Source organism: Pseudoclavibacter sp. RFBI5, from assembly GCF_002931395.1.
In the GTDB taxonomy this organism is placed as follows: Bacteria; Actinomycetota; Actinomycetes; order Actinomycetales; family Microbacteriaceae; genus Pseudoclavibacter.
This window is the reverse complement of the sequence record NZ_PSYA01000010.1, coordinates 1,025,502-1,040,976: the sequence shown is the minus strand read 5'-3', so window position 1 is coordinate 1,040,976 and position 15,475 is coordinate 1,025,502. Positions and strand designations below refer to the sequence as shown.

Below are 15,475 nucleotides of genomic sequence, written 5' to 3'. Positions count from 1 at the left end.
AGGCGTGTCCTCCGTGACGTAGGATGAACTGCCCTTTTCTCAAATGAAAGCACCCTTGAATGACTGCTGTGCCTGTCGCCCACCGTTCTGAACTCCGTAACGTCGCCATCGTGGCGCACGTCGACCACGGCAAGACGACCCTCGTCGACGCCATGCTGAAGCAGACGGGCTCGTTTGGCGAGCACGACAGCAACTCGACCGAAGCCCGAGTCATGGACTCGAACGACCTCGAGCGTGAAAAGGGCATCACCATCCTCGCCAAGAACACGGCGATCTCCTACAAGGGGAAGCACGCCACGGATGGCCCGATCACGATCAACGTGATCGACACCCCTGGCCACGCCGACTTCGGTGGCGAGGTCGAGCGCGGCCTGTCCATGGTCGACGGTGTCGTCCTCCTCGTCGACGCCTCCGAGGGGCCCCTCCCGCAGACCCGCTTCGTGCTCCGCAAGGCGCTCGCCGCGAACCTCCCGGTCATCCTGTGCGTCAACAAGACCGACCGTCCGGACGCGCGCATCGACGAGGTCGTCGCCGAGAGCCAGGACCTGCTCCTCGGTCTCGCCTCCGACATGGCCGATGAGGCGCCCGATCTCGACATCGACGCGCTCCTCGACCTGCCCGTCCTCTACGCCTCGGGCCGTGCTGGTGCCGCTTCGCACAACCAGCCCGCCGACGGCGAGCTGCCGGACAACGACGACCTCGAGCCGCTCTTCGAGACGATCCTCAAGCACATCCAGCCGCCGGCCTTCGACCCGGAGGCGCCGCTGCAGGCGCACGTGACGAACCTGGACAGCTCGCCGTTCCTCGGTCGTCTCGCTCTGCTGCGCGTCTTCAACGGCACGCTCAAGAAGGGCCAGAACGTGGCCTGGGTGAAGAACGACGGCTCGGTGCACAACGTGCGCATCACGGAGCTGCTCGAGACGAAGGCGCTCGACCGCGTCCCCACCGACTCCGCTGGCCCCGGTGACATCGTCGCCGTCGCCGGCATCCCCGAGATCATGATCGGCGAGACGATCGCCGACCCGGAGGACATCCGTCCGCTTCCCGGCATCACGGTCGACGAGCCCGCCATCTCGATGACGATCGGCACGAACACCTCGCCCATCATGGGCAAGGTCAAGGGCCACAAGCTCACCTCGCGCATGGTCAAGGACCGCCTCGACCGCGAGCTCATCGGCAACGTCTCGATCCGCGTCCTCGACATCGGACGCCCGGACGCCTGGGAAGTCCAGGGCCGTGGCGAGCTCGCGCTCTCCGTCCTCATCGAGAACATGCGCCGCGAGGGCTTCGAGCTCACCGCCGGCAAGCCGCAGGTGGTCACGAAGATCGTCGACGGCAAGACCCACGAGCCGTTCGAGCACCTCACGATCGACTCGCCGGAGGAGCACCTCGGCGCCATCACGCAGCTCCTCGCCGCGCGCAAGGGCCGCATGGAGTCGATGTCGAACCACGGCACGGGCTGGGTCCGCATGGAGTTCATCATCCCGTCGCGAGGCCTCATCGGCTTCCGCAGCGAGTTCATGACGAGCACGCGTGGAACCGGTATCGCGAACGCCATCTCGCACGGCTACGAGCCGTGGGCCGGCCAGATCACGACCCGTATCTCGGGTTCGATCGTCGCCGACCGCGCGGGAGTCGCGACGCCGTTCGCGATGCAGGCACTGCAGGAGCGCATGTCGTTCTTCGTGCAGCCGACCGAAGAGGTCTACGAGGGCATGGTCATCGGCGAGAACTCGCGCGCCGACGACATGGACGTCAACGTGACCAAGGAGAAGAAGCTCACGAACATGCGTTCCGCCAACGCGGACACGTTCGAGTCGATGACGCCTTCTCGCCAGCTCACGCTCGAGGAGTGCCTCGAGTTCGCCCGCGAGGACGAGTGCGTCGAGGTCACGCCCGAGAAGATCCGCATCCGCAAGCTGCTCCTCGACGGCAACGCGCGTGCGCGTGCCACCTCGCGCGCCAAGAAGCAGTAGTTGCGCGTGCGCCCTCGCACGGCAACACGTGAACAGTAAGGTCGTATGACGGAAGTCATCGAACAGCCTGCCGCAGAGCAGCGAACCGGGGAACGCATCCTCGGGGCGCTGCTCTACGCGCTTTTCGGCCTCATCGTCGGCACCGTGACCACGTTCCTCCACCGTGGCCGCGTCGAGCTCTTCGAGACGACGCTCTGGGTGGGCATCGTGCTCGGCCTCGCCTGCATCCTGTGCCTCGGCATCGGCCTGCGCCTGTACCTCGTCGACCGGTGGATGAGCACCGGGTTCGCTGTCGGGGTCATCGTCGCGGTCGTCGGCCTGGGCGTCTGGAATCCGGGCTCGAGCGTCGTCGTGGTCGGCGACGTGGTCGGCCTCGCCTGGCTCGCCCTTGCGTCCCTCGTCGCGGCGGGCTGCGCGTTCTGGCCGGCCCTGCCGAGCCGCCGATCGCGAACGGCGACCGGCGGCGGCGAGTACGATGAGAGATCGCAACCGAGCTAGGAGGAGTCACCTCAGTGACCTACGTCATCGCCCTTCCCTGTGTCGACGTGAAGGACCGGGCCTGCATCGATGAGTGCCCCGTCGACTGCATCTACGAGGGCGATCGGATGCTCTACATCCACCCCGACGAATGCGTCGACTGCGGTGCCTGCGAACCCGTCTGCCCCGTCGAGGCCATCTACTACGAGGACGACCTGCCCGAGGAGTGGAGCGAGTACTACACCGCGAACGTCGACTTCTTCTCCGAGATCGGCTCGCCAGGGGGAGCGGCGAAGGTCGGCGTCATCCACCACGACCACCCGGTCATCGCGGCGCTCGAACCGCAGGGAGAGGGCGCGTGACGCTCGGCGAGCTGCCCGACTACCCCTGGGACCAGCTGGCGCCCTACATCGACCAGGCGAACGCGCACCCGGATGGTGCCCTCGACCTCTCGATCGGCTCTCCCGTCGACCCGACGCCTGAGGTGGTCCGCGCGGCGCTGCGGGAGCACGCAGACGCGCACTCCTACCCGACCACGATCGGCACACCGGAAGCCAGGGACGCCGTCGTCGCCTGGTTCGCGCGGTGCCGTGGCGTGAGCGGCCTGCTGCGCTCGAACGCGATGCTCACGGTCGGCTCGAAGGAGTTCGTCGCGACGACGGCCTTCTTCCTGCGACTCGGCGAGGGCGACACGGTCGTCTACCCTGCCCGGGCCTACCCGACGTACGAGATCGGCGCGGTCTTCGCCGGAGCCCAGGGCTTCGCGGGCGACGACCCCGCAGCCTGGCCGGAATCGACGAGGCTCATCTGGCTCAACAGCCCAGGCAACCCCGACGGCCGAGTGCTCGGCGTCGAGGAACTCGCGGCAGCCGTCGCCCGTGCTCGCGAGCTGGGCGCCGTCATCATCAACGACGAGTGCTACGCGGAACTCGGCTGGGGGGACTGGTCGGGGGAGCGCATCCCGAGCATCCTCGACGAGCGGGTCACGGGTGGAGATCTCAGCAACATCCTCGCGTGCTCGTCCCTCTCGAAGCGGTCGAATCTGGCGGGCTACCGGGCGGCCTACGTCGCGGGTGACCCGCAGCTCATCTCGCGCCTGCTCACGGCACGCAAGCACGCGGGGCTCATCGTCCCGGCCCCGGTGCAGGCGGCCGTCGTGGCTGCGCTCGGCGACGACGAGCATGCCGTCGAGCAGTACAACCGCTACCTCCGTCGCCGAGAGGTGCTCCTTCCCGCGCTCCAAGCGTGGGGGCTGCGCATCGAGCACAGCGAGGCGGGACTCTACCTGTGGGGCACCAAGGGCGACGACTCCTGGGCAACGATCGAGGAGCTCGCAGAGCTCGGCATCATCGCGGGTCCCGGGGTCTTCTACGGCGAGGCCGGCGGACGGCACGTCCGAGTCTCCCTGACGGCCACGGATGCGCACGTCGACGAGGCCGCGCGGCGCCTCATCGCGGCCAGTCCTGACCATTCCGCGCAAGCTCAGTAGGTATCGAACAGCACATCGCGAGTTTCATTGTGGATTCGCATAGTCACCTGGTCGACCGATTAGGCTATGAGAACACTGCGCGTTCTGCGTGCTCGCCGGGGAGCATCCCCCACCCGCTCGAGGAGGATCTGTGACTGAACAGCACAAGCAGGCTGAGGCCCACCGGAATGAGGCGGACTCAGCCACCTTCAGGATCGGCGACAGGACTGCTGAGTTCCCGGTTCTGCGCGCCACCGAGGGCGCTGACGCGGTCGACATCTCGACGTTCATGAAGCAGACCGGGTACACCACGCTCGACCAGGGCTTCGTCAACACCTCGTCGACCAAGTCGGCGATCACGTACATCGATGGTGCCAACGGCATCCTCCGCTACCGCGGGTATCCGATCGAGGAGCTCGCCTCCAAGTCGAGCTTCCTCGAGGTCGCGTACCTGCTGCTCTACGGCCAGCTGCCGACCGAGTCGGAGTACGAGAACTTCACCGACCGCATCCGCCACCACACGCTCCTCCACGAGGACCTCAAGCGCTTCTTCACGGCACTGCCGCCGCACGCGCACCCGATGTCCGTGCTGTCGAGCGCCGTCAACGCGCTCTCGACGTACTACGAGGATTCCCTCGACGTCCACAACCCCGAGATGGTCGAGCAGTCGACCATCCGCCTCCTCGCGAAGATCCCGGTCATCGCCGCCTACGCGCACAAGAAGAGCATCGGCCAGGCGTTCCTGTACCCGGACAACTCGCTCGACTTCGTCGACAACTTCCTCAAGCTCAACTTCGGCAACCTCGCGGAGCCCTACGAGGTCAACCCCGTGCTCTCGAAGGCGCTCGAGCGCCTCCTCATCCTGCACGCCGACCACGAGCAGAACGCGTCGACCTCGACCGTGCGTCTCGTCGGCTCGACCGAGGCGAACATGTACTCCTCGATCTCCGCTGGCATCAGCGCCCTCAATGGCCCGCTGCACGGTGGCGCCAACGAGGCCGTCCTCAAGATGCTCGCGCAGATCCAGGAATCCGGCGAGGGCGTCGACCGCTTCGTCGAGCGAGTCAAGAACAAGGAAGACGGCGTGCGCCTCATGGGCTTCGGGCACCGGGTGTACAAGAGCTACGACCCCCGTGCGAAGCTCGTCAAGGAGTCTGCGGACGAGGTGCTCGCCGCGCTCGGCGTCAACGACCCGCTTCTGGAGCTCGCGACGCAGCTCGAGCAGGTCGCCTTGAACGACGACTACTTCAAAGAGCGAAGCCTGTATCCGAACGTCGACTTCTACACGGGCCTCATCTACAAGGCGATGGGCTTCCCGACGCGCATGTTCACGGTGCTGTTCGCCATTGGGCGCCTCCCCGGCTGGCTCGCGCACTGGCGTGAGGCGAACGCGGATGCCAAGACCAAGATCGGGCGCCCGCAGCAGCTCTACACGGGTGAGGCCGAGCGCCACTACCCGGAGAACCGCGGCTTCCAGCTGCTCTGACGTCAGACCCGCGCAGGTGACGCGTGCCGCCGCAGCCTGGAATCCCCTGTGAGGGGTTCCGCTGCGACGGCACGCGTTCTACGCTGATCGAACAAGACACTCCCCGCTCGAGCCGCACGACAGGTGGCCAGCGGGGAGTGTTGTTCTGTCTCCGGGCTGCTGACCACAGGGTCAGTCCGAAGGCATTCGGGTCAGGCGTGCAGGGCGTCGTTGAGCTGGATGCCAGCCCCGGTCCGCGCCAGGGCCTCGACCGCGCCATTGACCGAGTTCCGTCGGAACAGCAGGTTCGGCACACCGGAGAGCGCCGACGCCTTGACCGACTGCGGCTCGCCGATCTGGCCATCGGGGTCGCTCTGGCCGATGAGCGAGACCTTGGTTCCGGCGGTCACGTAGAGGCCGGCCTCGACGATCGAGTCGTCGCCCAGCGAGATGCCGATCCCGGAGTTCGCGCCGAGCAGGGCGCGCTCGCCGATGCGGATGCGCTCCTTGCCGCCGCCGGAGAGCGTGCCCATGATGGATGCCCCGCCGCCGATGTCGCTGCCTGCTCCGAGGATCACGCCCTGCGAGACGCGCCCTTCCACCATCGAGCGGCCGAGGGTGCCGGCGTTGAAATTCACGAAGCCCTCGTGCATGACAACCGTGCCTGGTGCCAGGTGCGCGCCGAGACGGACCCGTCCGCCGTCGGCGATGCGCACGTCCGCCGGCATCACGTAGTCGAGGAGGCGTGGGAACTTGTCGATCGCGTAGACCTGGATGCCCTCGCGCTGGAGGATCGCGCGCGACGAGGCGGCGAGGTCGGGTCGCATGGGGCCGACGTTGGTCCAGGCGTTGGTCGGCAGGTGGCCGAAGATGCCATCGAGGTTGATGCTGTTCGGCTCGACGATGAGGTGGCTCAGGAGGTGCAGGCGGAGGTAGGCGTCGACGACGCTCTCGACGGGCTCATCGAGCCGCACCGTCACGGTGACCGGGCTGACCTGCACCTGGCGACGCTCGTCGTCGTAGGAGAGCGCCGCGAAGCTGGCGGGAGAGATGTGCGGGTCGCGGCCCTCTGGCAGCGGGCCGAGCGCGGGGGTCGGGAACCAGGCATCGAGCACCTGTCCGTCGTTCGTCATCGTGGCGAGGCCGTCGCCCCAAGCTGTCCGCTGGTCGTGGGAGGTGGGTGCATCGTTGGTCATGCGCTCCAGGCTACCCAGGGAAGGGCCCGCGCGGGCACCGCGCTGTGCTCTTGCCGAGCACTTAGGCTTGAACCCATGTCTTCCTTCGCGAGTGGCGACGCCCTCGACCTGACGCGACCCTCCACCGAGCTCACGCGCCTGCTGTGTGACATTCCCTCTGTCTCCGGAGACGAGGCGACGATCGCCGACGCCATCGAGGCCGCGCTGGCGCCGTTCGCGCATCTCGAGGTGCAGCGGCTCGGCAACACCATCGTGGCGCGCACCTCGCTCGGGCGCGCTCAGCGGGTCGCGATCGCGGGGCACATCGACACCGTGCCGATCAACGAGAACCTCCCGACGCGGCTCGAGGTCCTCTCGCCCGAGCAGGCCGCGGCAGATGTGCCGGATACGCCGTCTGGGGAGTACCTCTGGGGGCGTGGCACGGTCGACATGAAGGCCGGCGTCGCCGTGCAGCTGAGGCTCGCAGCCGAGCTCGTGGAGCCCGCCGTCGACGTGACCTGGATCTGGTACGACAACGAGGAGGTCGCGTCCGAGCTGAACGGGCTGGGGCTGCTCGCGGATGCTCGGCCGGAGCTCCTGGCCGCCGACTTCGCGATCCTGGGCGAACCCACGAAGGGCGAGGTCGAGGGCGGCTGCAACGGCACCATCCGCGTCGACATCCGGACCAGAGGGAAGCGCGCCCACTCGGCACGCGCGTGGGTGGGGGAGAACGCCATCCACAAGGCGGCGCCCATCCTCGAGCGGCTCGCGGCATTCGAGCCTGCGACGGTGCCCGTCGAGGGCCTCGAGTATCGGGAAGGGCTCAATGCCGTCCGCATCTCTGGCGGGGTCGCCGGCAACGTGATCCCCGACGAGTGCGTCGTGCACGTCAACTACCGCTTCGCCCCGGACAAGACGCTCGATGAAGCCGAGGCGAAGCTGAGAGCGTGGTTCGGTGACTTCGAGCTCGACTTCGTCGACCGCTCTCCCGCAGCCAGGCCGGGACTCGACGCCCCTCTGGCGCGCGGATTCCTCGAGGCGGTCGGTGCCGAGGCGAAGCCCAAGTACGGGTGGACGGACGTGGCCAGGTTCTCGGCGCTCGGCATCCCAGCGGTGAACTACGGCCCTGGCGACCCGCTCAAGGCGCACGCCGACGACGAACGTGTGCTGCTCTCCGAGATCACGCGAGTCGAGGAGGGGCTGCGGACATGGCTGACCTCACGCTAGCGAGGACGGGCCGCGAGGAGTTCACGATCGCCGCGGACACCAGGCCGACGTACTTCTCGTACTACTGGAGCCGCCTCCCGGCCCTGGCGCAGGTCGCCATCATCTTCTTCGGAACGCGGGTCGTGACGACCGTCTTCCTGCTGGCCTTCGCATCCCAGCAGCAGGAGACCTGGCAGTCGCCGGCGAACCCCGACCTGTGGACCTTCTCGAACCTGTGGGACTCGGCCTGGTTCGAGCGCATCGGAACCGGTGGGCCGTTCGGCTACTCGAGCGAGCTGCCCCGAAACGACGAGGGGCAGGTCACCGAGAACGCGTGGGCCTTCATGCCGCTCTACCCGGTCCTGGTCCGTGGGCTCATGGTGGCGACGACGCTGCCGTGGGAAGTGGCGTCCGTGCTCGTCGCGACGGCGTTCGGGTTCGCGGCGGCCTGGGTCTTCAACCGGACCCTCGCGCTTGTGGTCGACAAGAGCACCACCGCGTTCGCGACGCTGCTCTTCTGCATCGCTCCGACGAGCCCCCTGCTCCAGCTCGGCTATGCGGAGAGCGCGCAGAGCTTCTTCGTCGCGCTGCTGCTGTACCTGCTCATCAAGCGCCAGTGGCTGGTCATGCTTCCCGTCATCGTGCTCGCCTCGTTCACACGCCCGACTGGGCTCGCGTGGGCCATGACGCTGGGGCTCTACTTCCTGGCACGCTGGTGGATGCACGCCAAGGGTCGCGAGGCGTTCCCACGCCCTGAGGTCATCAAGGTCATGGCCGCCGGGCTGCTCTCTGCGGTCGCGGGCTTCGGCTGGCTACTCATCGCCTGGGCCGTGACCGGAGTCCCATCCGCGTACATCGACACGGAGCTCGCCTGGCGCATCCACTACACGGGGCCCATCGAGCTGGAGCCGTTCACGGGGTGGTTCCACGGCTCGACGTTCTGGTTCGGCCAGCCGATCGGGGCGATCATCGTGGTGCTCTTCGTCATCGTCGTGGTCGGCGCCATCGCGCTTCCGATCATGCGCAGGCTCGGCATCGAGATCCGCATCTGGCTCTTCAGCTACTTCACGTACCTCTTCGCCGTGTTCTTCCCCCAGTCGAGCACGTTCCGGCTGCTCATGCCGATGTTCCCGATCCTCGGCGCCGTCGCGATCCCCAAGTCGCCGCTCTACCGGGTGAGCGTCGTCGTGCTCATGCTCGTCGGGCAGCTCCTCTGGCTCTACGTCTGCTGGTACACCGTGGAGGGCGACTGGACCCCCGCGTAGTCGGTCCGGCCCCCACACGCAGCGATCGCCGCATCCATCACCGGATGCGGCGATCGCCGTCTGTGCTGAGCGCTGGGGTCGCGTCAGTCGCGTCAGCCGCGTGCCGCGTCGAGGCGCTGGCCCACGTTCTCCCAGTTCACGATGTTCCAGAAGGCCTTGATGTAGTCGGCCCGAACGTTCTGGTAGTCGAGGTAGTAGGCGTGCTCCCACACATCGAGCTGCAGCAGCGGGGTGACCCCGAACGGGATGTTGCCCTGCTGGTCGAAGAGCTGGAACGTGGTGAGGTTGCCACCCGTCTGGTCGTAGCCGAGCACGGCCCAGCCGGAGCCCTGCACGCCGAGCGCCACGGCGGTGAACTGCGCCTGGAACTTCTCGAGACCGCCGAACTGCTCGTCGATCGCATCCTTGATGCCACCAGCGGGCTCCCCGCCTTCCGGCGAGAGGTTGGTCCAGAAGACGCTGTGGTTGACGTGTCCGCCCAGGTTGAAGGCGAGATCCTTCTCGAGCTTGTTGATGTTCGCGAGGTTGCCGCTGTCGCGCGCCTCGGCGATCTGCTCGAGTGCCGTGTTGGCGCCCTTCACGTAGGTCGCGTGGTGCTTGTCGTGATGCAGCTCCATGATGCGTGCCGAGATGTGGGGCTCGAGTGCCGCGTAGTCGTAGGGGAGGTCGGGAAGCGTGTATTCAGCCACGTGAGGTCCTTTCGATCATCTGGCCAGGACAGAAGGCGCCATCGACGCCAACGAAATTCGACGCTACACCTCGGTTCTGGCCGTTCCCCTCGCCGTTTCCTCGCAAGTCGGACCGAATTTGATCCACGACTTTGCGCATTCCGGAGGGCCGAATGCACACTCGGTCCGCGAATTTGGGATACTAGGGAGACACTGCACAAATCTTGGAGGCGCAATTATGGCCGCGATGAAACCGCGTACTGGTGACGGACCTATGGAAGCCATCCGCGAAACACGGCTGATCATCGTTCGTGTACCCCTAGAGGGTGGCGGGCGCCTCGTGGTGTCCGTCAACGACGACGAGGCCCGCGAGCTTCGCGACGCGCTGAGCGCAGTCGTCGGCGAATAGCCGATTCGCACGGAGAGAAGGGCGTCGACCACCATGGTCGGCGCCCTTCTTCTTCGTTCCTCGTGTCTGAATCCAGCGCCTTGGCGTGCAGCGTGCCGCGCTCAGCGCAGCTTCGTGAGCTGGAGGATGCCACCGTCGAGCGGCAGCAGAGCCAGGCGCAGATCCTCCTGGAGATCGAACTCGGAGTAGAGGGCGCGCAGGCCACTCGTCAGCGCGTCGCGTCGGGCCGGTGAAGCGACCTTCCCGCCGTTGAGCGCACCGAGGGCGACGATCGTGCCGCCGGGGCGGATGAGGCGCAGCCCATGCTGCAGATGCGCGCCGATGTGCGCGATGTCGCCTCCGATGACGACCAGGTCGTAGCCGCCCTCGGTCATCCGAGGCAGCACGTCCTGTGGGTGACCCGTGATGAAGCGGAGGCTCGCGCCACGCGCCCCCGCCGAGATCAGCAGACGCCGCGCGTGCCCGAGGTACTCGGGCTCGGCGTCGATGCAGGTGATCGTCGAGCTCGGCGCCCCGCGCCAGACCGCGTGCGTGAGCACCCCCGCGCCGGTCCCGATCTCGATGATCGTGGCGGCTCCCGTCGCGGCCGCGAGGAACGTCAGGTGAGCCGCGGTTGCGGCAGAGGGGAGCGGCAGTCCCAGCTCGAGCGTCAGCTGACGAGCATCCCGGACGAGGGCATCGTCCACGATTCGCTCGTTGATGTAGCGCGAGCTGAGCTCCAGTTCAGACATTCTTCAAGACTAGCGGCGGGCGAGGTCCCGGAGTCCGATTCCCGCATCCGGGTTCTGGGCTCCCGGGGTGAGGTGTCGGCGCATCGCAGACCCTATGATGGGACGGTGTTTGGGCTGACGTTTGAGAAGTTGCTGTTGATCGGCATTATCGCGGCCTTCATCATCGGTCCCGACAAGCTCCCGAAAGCTGCCGAGCGTCTCGCTGATGCGGTCAAGTGGCTTCGTGGCGCGTCCACGAACGCGAAGTCGCGCATGAAAGAGGAGATGGGCGACGATTTCGCCGATGTCGACTGGCGCAAGCTCGATCCTCGCCAGTACGACCCTCGCCGCATCATCCGCGACGCGCTTCTCGCCGAGGATGAGCCTGCTGCGCCTCAGCCTTCCCCCGTGAATGGCGCTTCTGCGTCTGCCGCTGCGAGCGCCGCGACTCTCGCAGCCGGAGCAGCCGCGGCCGCCGCCGCGCCGGGGAGCGCCTCGCGACCGAGCTGGGCTTCGAGCGCACAGCCGTCCGCATCGATCGTCGGTCCCGTGCCGTTCGACGCCGAAGCCACCTGATCTGAGTCCCATCCGAGACGCCGAGGCACCGGCCACTCGACCAGGAGACGGACGAGCTCGGGAGCCTAGACGAGCGAGACTGGGAGCCTTCGACCGCTGAGTCCGCGAGGCTGAGCGAGCAGGGCGTCCGCCGCGCGCTGGAGCGCCTCGCCTGCAGGTTCCGTCGGTTCGGCCCGCAGCAGGGGAGTGCCGGCGTCGCCAGACTCGCGGAGCGTCTGGCTCACCGGCACCTCGGCGAGCAAGGCGACCGCGTCGCCCTCCGCGCTGAGGCGCTCTGCGACGGCCAGCCCTCCGCCTTCGCCGAAGAGCGCGACCCGGCCCCCGTCCGGCGAGGCGAACGGCGACATCGTCTCGATGACGCCGACGACCCGCTGCCCGGTCTTCCTGGCCAGCGCCCCGGAGCGCCAGGCGACGTCGGCGGCAGCCGCCTGCGGAGTCGTGACGACGAGGACCTCGGCGCTCGGGAGGAGCTGGCCGAGCGAGATCGCGATGTCGCCGGTACCAGGCGGCAGGTCGAGCAGCAGCACGTCGAGATCCCCGAAGTAGACGTCGGTGAGGAACTGCTCGATCGTTCGATGCAGCATCGGGCCGCGCCACGCGACGACCTGAGCATCGTCGCCGAGGAACATGCCGATCGAGATGAGCTTCACGCCGTGCGACTCAGGGGGCACGATCATGTCCCCGATCCGCGTCGGTGCCACGTCGTGCCCCAGCCCGAAGAGGCCGGGGATGGAGTAGCCGTGGACGTCGGCGTCGATGAGGCCGACGTTGAGTCCGCGCCGTGCGAAGGCGGCGGCGAGGTTCGCGGTGACCGTGGACTTGCCGACGCCCCCCTTGCCGCTCGTGACGGCGATGACGCGCGTCAGCGAGTCGCGACCGAAGGGATGCACGCGGCCAGCGCGGGAGCCCCGCAGCCGTTCGGTGAGGGCCGTCCGCTGCTCGCGCGTCATGACGCCGATCTCGAGATCGTATCCGGTGTCGTCGACGACCGACTCGATCGCGGAGCGCACCTCCCGCTCGATCTGACGCGCCGCCGGGCACCCGACGATCGTGAGCCGCAGCTCGACCTCGAAGGACCCGTCTGGGCGCTCGTCGACGCGCTCGATCATCCCGAGCTCGGTGACCGGTCTGCGAAGCTCGGGGTCGTTGACGCCAGCGAGCGCGCTCCAGATGCCGTCGGCGGTCGTCACGTCGCTCACACCGACTCTTCTGCCGACTTGGCTGCGCGCTTCCTGTCTCGGATCGCCTCGGCGCGGCGCCTCGCCGAGTCGCTCACCCGCTGCTGCTCGCGCGAGATGGTCTCGGAGCCCTCTTCGTCTGGGTCGTCGAGGTCCTCGATGTCCTCCAGCAGGGCACGCAGCTCGGCACGGATGAAGTCCTTCGACGCCAGGTCCTTCGTGAGCACTCGGAGGGCCACGATCTCGCGCGCCAGGTACTCGAGGTCGGCGGAGTTGCGCTCCGCCCGCTGCCGGTCCTGGGCGATCTGCACTCGGTCGCGGTCGTCCTGCCGGTTCTGCGCGAGCAGCAGCATGGGGGCAGCGTAGGAGGCCTGCAGCGACAGCATGAGGGTCAAGGCGATGAAGCCGAGGTCAGCGGAGTCGAAGCGCAGCTCGATGGGGGCCATCGAGTTCCACACCACCCAGAACACGACGAAGAGCGAGAGGCCAACGAGGAAGGCCGGCGTGCCCATGGCACGCGCGAACGCCTCCATCCCCCGGCCGAATGCGTCGCTCCGGTCGTGGTCGCGTTTCTCCGAGTCATCCCCGCGCGAATCGCGCGAGTCTCGGGAGTCCCGCCGCGGCTTCGGCCGAGGGCGTCGGAGATGGAGGCCCTTCACCTTGGGGCGCTCGAGACCGTCTTCACGACGTGCCATGAGTCCTCCGGGCGGCTGGAGAGTTGGCGGGGGCGGTGACGACACGCTTGGTGCCGACGCGCTGCGAGACGCGACTGGGGACGACCTCGCCCTCGGCGTCGACCTGACGCCAGTCCTCCGGCAGGAGGTGGTCGAGGACGTCGTCGATCGTCACGACGCCGACGAGGCGGTGCGCGTCGTCGATGACGGGAAGCGCGACGAGGTCGTAGCTCGCGAGGACACGCGCCACCTCGGCGTCGCGCATCGTCGTGGGAGCAGGTTCCATCTCGCGGTCCAGGATCGTGTCGAGTCGCTCGTGCGGGGGATATCTGAGGAGCCGTTGGAAGTGGACGAGGCCCAGGTAACGGCCCGTTGGCGGCTCGTAGGGGGAGAGGGTCACGAAGACGCTCGTCGCGAGTGCCGCGGGGAGGTCTTTGCGGCGGATGAGCACCAGCGCCTCGGCGACCGTCGCGTCGCCGGGCAGGATGACCGGGTCCGTCGTCATCAGCCCGCCAGCGGTGTCGGGGGCGAACTCGAGGAGCATGCGAACCTCTTCGGCCTCCTCCGGGTCCATGCGCTGCAGGAGCGCCTCGCTCTTGACCGCGTCGAGCTTCGCGACGAGGTCGGCGGCGTCGTCTGGCTGCATGCGGTCGAGCACGTCGGCCGCGTGCTCCTCGTCGAGCCACTCGATGATCGTGACCTGGTCGGACTCGCGCATCTCCTCGAGCACGTCCGCGAGCCGCTCGTCTGGCAGCATGCTGACGACCTCCTTGAGGCGTGCATCCGGCAGGTCGAGGAGCGCGGTGGCGAAGTCGCTCGGCTTCATGTCGGAGTGGGCGGTGAGGAACTGCGTCGCCGCCTGCTGCTCGCCGATCGTGAGCTCAGGAGTGACCTCTCCCCATGGCGCGAAACGGGTCGGACCCGTCCCGAACAGCTGCTTGCTCTTGCGGGGCAGGCGCACGAAGAGCTGGCCGACGCTCCAGTTCCCCTGCGCGTCCTCCTCGATCTGCACGTCCTCGATGGTCCCGGATGCCGTGCCGTCGTTGAACGTGACGGCGCGGTCGGCGAGGTCCGCGAGGACACGCACCTCCTGCCCGTGCTGCACGAAGGGCCGGGAGTCGATCTCGCCGCTCACGACGATCTGACCGGACCCGATCGACTCCACCTGGCGGATGGGGATGAAGATCAGGCGCTTGCCCTTCGTCTCGACGACGAGCCCGTTGACGCGCGGAGAATGTGCCGCGCGGTACTCGACGATGACATCGCGGACCTTGCCGATCCGGTCGCCGTCTTCGTCGAAGACGGGGCACGCGGAAAGACGCGCTGTAAAGACCTTGGAGACGCTCACGGGCCAATGGTAGTCGCCGCGGGCGGCTCGCCAGCCAACAGCGAACATGTGTCCGGTCCGCCGCCATTCCAAGGCACGTCCTGAGAGAATGACGGCATGACAACCCCAGGCACGACGACACGTGGCGCCCGCAGCCGGTTCCCCAAGGTTCCCGAGGGAGACGTGATCGCCAGCCTCGACAGCTACGAGGCTGCCCGCGCCGTCGTGGACGGTCTCGCGAAGCAGGACTTCCCGGTCTCGACCGTCTCCATCCTGGGCAGCCACCTGCGCACCGTCGAACGCGTCACGGGCCGCATGTCGTTCGGCAAGGCCGCGCTCGGCGCCGTCGGCACGGGCGTGATGCTCGGCCTCTTCGTCGGGCTCCTCGTGCTCATCATCACGCCGGGGGTCGGCTTCGAGACGCTCATCGCGATCCTCCCGGTCGCGATCGGCTTCTCCGTGATCTGGAGCGTCATCGGCTACGCGCTCAACCCGCAGCGCAGGCAGTTCACGTCGGTCATGCAGGTCGTCGCGACCCACTTCGACGTCGTCGTTCCCCGTGAGCACGCGGCGAAGGCGCGTGGCCTCGTTGGAACGCCGCAGGGGGCAGTCGGCGTGACGCCAGCCCAGCAGGCACCAGGTGAGCCCGCCTCTGCTGCGCGTCCAGCGCCGCTCGCCCCGGGGGCATCTCAGCAGGCCCCCGCCGCCGCGCACACTCCCGGTGCAGAGCCGGCACCGGCCGGTCAGGATGCACCGACTCCCGAGACGCAGGAGCCGGCGGCACCCCGTCGCACCTACTCGGAGGCGCAGGCGGAGATGCGTCGCCTCGAGCGCGAGCGGCGAGCCAAGCAGGCCGCGGAAGACCGCTCCGGTCCGAGCGCGCAGTCCTGAACCGGGCGGC

General features: G+C 67.9%; 16 protein-coding genes. 10 read left to right on the top strand and 6 right to left on the bottom strand.

Features of this window, described 5'->3' with window-relative positions; all coding sequences use genetic code 11:
• Positions 1–59: 59 nt before the first annotated feature.
• From typA to C5E06_RS11735, 5 genes are all read left to right on the top strand, one after another.
• On the top strand, positions 60–1,976 hold the full coding sequence (typA, locus tag C5E06_RS11755; RefSeq protein ID WP_104241605.1) for a translational GTPase TypA: 1,917 nt from the start codon (positions 60–62) through the stop codon (positions 1,974–1,976).
• A gap of 45 nt (positions 1,977–2,021) precedes the next feature.
• Positions 2,022–2,474, top strand: a complete 453-nt coding sequence (locus C5E06_RS11750) for a hypothetical protein (RefSeq protein WP_104306957.1) — start codon at positions 2,022–2,024, stop codon at positions 2,472–2,474.
• Between the two features lie 14 nt (positions 2,475–2,488).
• Positions 2,489–2,815, top strand: a complete 327-nt coding sequence (gene fdxA, locus C5E06_RS19625) for a ferredoxin (RefSeq protein WP_104241603.1) — start codon at positions 2,489–2,491, stop codon at positions 2,813–2,815.
• Entirely contained in the window at positions 2,812–3,942 is a 1,131-nt protein-coding gene (dapC, locus tag C5E06_RS11740) for a succinyldiaminopimelate transaminase (protein WP_104306956.1), read from the top strand. Before fdxA ends, dapC begins: the two co-directional genes overlap by 4 nt.
• A 130-nt stretch (positions 3,943–4,072) precedes the next feature.
• Positions 4,073–5,407 carry a citrate synthase gene (locus tag C5E06_RS11735; protein ID WP_104241601.1) on the top strand — a complete coding sequence of 445 codons (1,335 nt, stop codon included), beginning with the start codon at positions 4,073–4,075 and terminating at the stop codon, positions 5,405–5,407.
• Between the two features lie 191 nt (positions 5,408–5,598).
• Here the strand turns inward: C5E06_RS11735 and dapD are convergent, their stop codons facing one another.
• Entirely contained in the window at positions 5,599–6,582 is a 984-nt protein-coding gene (gene dapD, locus C5E06_RS11730) for a 2,3,4,5-tetrahydropyridine-2,6-dicarboxylate N-succinyltransferase (RefSeq protein WP_104306955.1), read from the bottom strand.
• Between the two features lie 75 nt (positions 6,583–6,657).
• Between dapD and dapE the strand changes: the two genes are divergently transcribed.
• Both dapE and C5E06_RS11720 read left to right on the top strand, forming a co-directional pair.
• Complete coding sequence (gene dapE, locus C5E06_RS11725) at positions 6,658–7,788, top strand: succinyl-diaminopimelate desuccinylase (RefSeq protein ID WP_104306954.1); 1,131 nt, start codon at positions 6,658–6,660, stop codon at positions 7,786–7,788.
• The gene (locus tag C5E06_RS11720; RefSeq protein ID WP_104306953.1) at positions 7,770–9,032 is read left to right on the top strand and encodes a hypothetical protein; all 1,263 of its coding nucleotides are present in this window, start codon (positions 7,770–7,772) and stop codon (positions 9,030–9,032) included. The genes dapE and C5E06_RS11720 overlap by 19 nt, the downstream gene beginning before the upstream one ends.
• Positions 9,033–9,124: 92 nt before the next feature.
• Here the strand turns inward: C5E06_RS11720 and C5E06_RS11715 are convergent, their stop codons facing one another.
• Entirely contained in the window at positions 9,125–9,721 is a 597-nt protein-coding gene (locus tag C5E06_RS11715; RefSeq protein WP_104298556.1) for a superoxide dismutase, read from the bottom strand.
• Positions 9,722–9,938: 217 nt separating this feature from the next.
• On the opposite strand from C5E06_RS11715, the gene C5E06_RS11710 reads away from it, so the two are divergent.
• The gene (locus C5E06_RS11710) at positions 9,939–10,109 is read left to right on the top strand and encodes a DUF3117 domain-containing protein (protein ID WP_082775374.1); all 171 of its coding nucleotides are present in this window, start codon (positions 9,939–9,941) and stop codon (positions 10,107–10,109) included.
• A 101-nt stretch (positions 10,110–10,210) separates the two neighbouring features.
• On the opposite strand, the gene C5E06_RS11705 is transcribed toward C5E06_RS11710, so the two are convergent.
• Positions 10,211–10,840: an O-methyltransferase gene (locus tag C5E06_RS11705; RefSeq protein WP_104298557.1), complete on the bottom strand. Its 630-nt coding sequence runs from the start codon at positions 10,838–10,840 to the stop codon at positions 10,211–10,213.
• Positions 10,841–10,975: 135 nt separating this feature from the next.
• On the opposite strand from C5E06_RS11705, the gene C5E06_RS11700 reads away from it, so the two are divergent.
• Positions 10,976–11,395, top strand: coding sequence for a Sec-independent protein translocase TatB (locus tag C5E06_RS11700; RefSeq protein ID WP_374953235.1), 420 nt, complete (start codon positions 10,976–10,978; stop codon positions 11,393–11,395).
• Positions 11,396–11,460: 65 nt separating this feature from the next.
• On the opposite strand, the gene C5E06_RS11695 is transcribed toward C5E06_RS11700, so the two are convergent.
• Genes C5E06_RS11695 through C5E06_RS11685 form a run of 3 tightly spaced genes read right to left on the bottom strand, consistent with a single transcriptional unit; the run spans position 11,461 to position 14,595 of the window.
• Positions 11,461–12,585, bottom strand: coding sequence for an Mrp/NBP35 family ATP-binding protein (locus C5E06_RS11695; RefSeq protein ID WP_104307282.1), 1,125 nt, complete (start codon positions 12,583–12,585; stop codon positions 11,461–11,463).
• Positions 12,586–12,590: 5 nt separating this feature from the next.
• Positions 12,591–13,268 carry a DUF1003 domain-containing protein gene (locus C5E06_RS11690; RefSeq protein ID WP_104306951.1) on the bottom strand — a complete coding sequence of 226 codons (678 nt, stop codon included), beginning with the start codon at positions 13,266–13,268 and terminating at the stop codon, positions 12,591–12,593.
• Positions 13,255–14,595, bottom strand: coding sequence for a magnesium transporter MgtE N-terminal domain-containing protein (locus C5E06_RS11685; RefSeq protein WP_104307281.1), 1,341 nt, complete (start codon positions 14,593–14,595; stop codon positions 13,255–13,257). The genes C5E06_RS11690 and C5E06_RS11685 overlap by 14 nt, the downstream gene beginning before the upstream one ends.
• A gap of 96 nt (positions 14,596–14,691) precedes the next feature.
• On the opposite strand from C5E06_RS11685, the gene C5E06_RS11680 reads away from it, so the two are divergent.
• Positions 14,692–15,465 carry a general stress protein gene (locus C5E06_RS11680; protein ID WP_146081376.1) on the top strand — a complete coding sequence of 258 codons (774 nt, stop codon included), beginning with the start codon at positions 14,692–14,694 and terminating at the stop codon, positions 15,463–15,465.
• The last annotated feature ends 10 nt before the right edge of the window (positions 15,466–15,475 follow it).

Bases quoted from the DNA above. Each gene is read 5' to 3' on its own strand.
- C5E06_RS11690 (WP_104306951.1), bottom strand. From the start codon at position 13,268: ATGGCACGTCGTGAAGACGGTCTCGAGCGCCCCAAGGTGAAGGGCCTC.
- dapD (WP_104306955.1), bottom strand. From the start codon at position 6,582: ATGACCAACGATGCACCCACCTCCCACGACCAGCGGACAGCTTGGGGC.
- C5E06_RS11680 (WP_146081376.1), top strand. From the start codon at position 14,692: ATGACAACCCCAGGCACGACGACACGTGGCGCCCGCAGCCGGTTCCCC.
- C5E06_RS11710 (WP_082775374.1), top strand. From the start codon at position 9,939: ATGGCCGCGATGAAACCGCGTACTGGTGACGGACCTATGGAAGCCATC.
- dapE (WP_104306954.1), top strand. From the start codon at position 6,658: ATGTCTTCCTTCGCGAGTGGCGACGCCCTCGACCTGACGCGACCCTCC.
- C5E06_RS11750 (WP_104306957.1), top strand. From the start codon at position 2,022: ATGACGGAAGTCATCGAACAGCCTGCCGCAGAGCAGCGAACCGGGGAA.
- C5E06_RS11720 (WP_104306953.1), top strand. From the start codon at position 7,770: ATGGCTGACCTCACGCTAGCGAGGACGGGCCGCGAGGAGTTCACGATC.
- typA (WP_104241605.1), top strand. From the start codon at position 60: ATGACTGCTGTGCCTGTCGCCCACCGTTCTGAACTCCGTAACGTCGCC.
- C5E06_RS11705 (WP_104298557.1), bottom strand. From the start codon at position 10,840: ATGTCTGAACTGGAGCTCAGCTCGCGCTACATCAACGAGCGAATCGTG.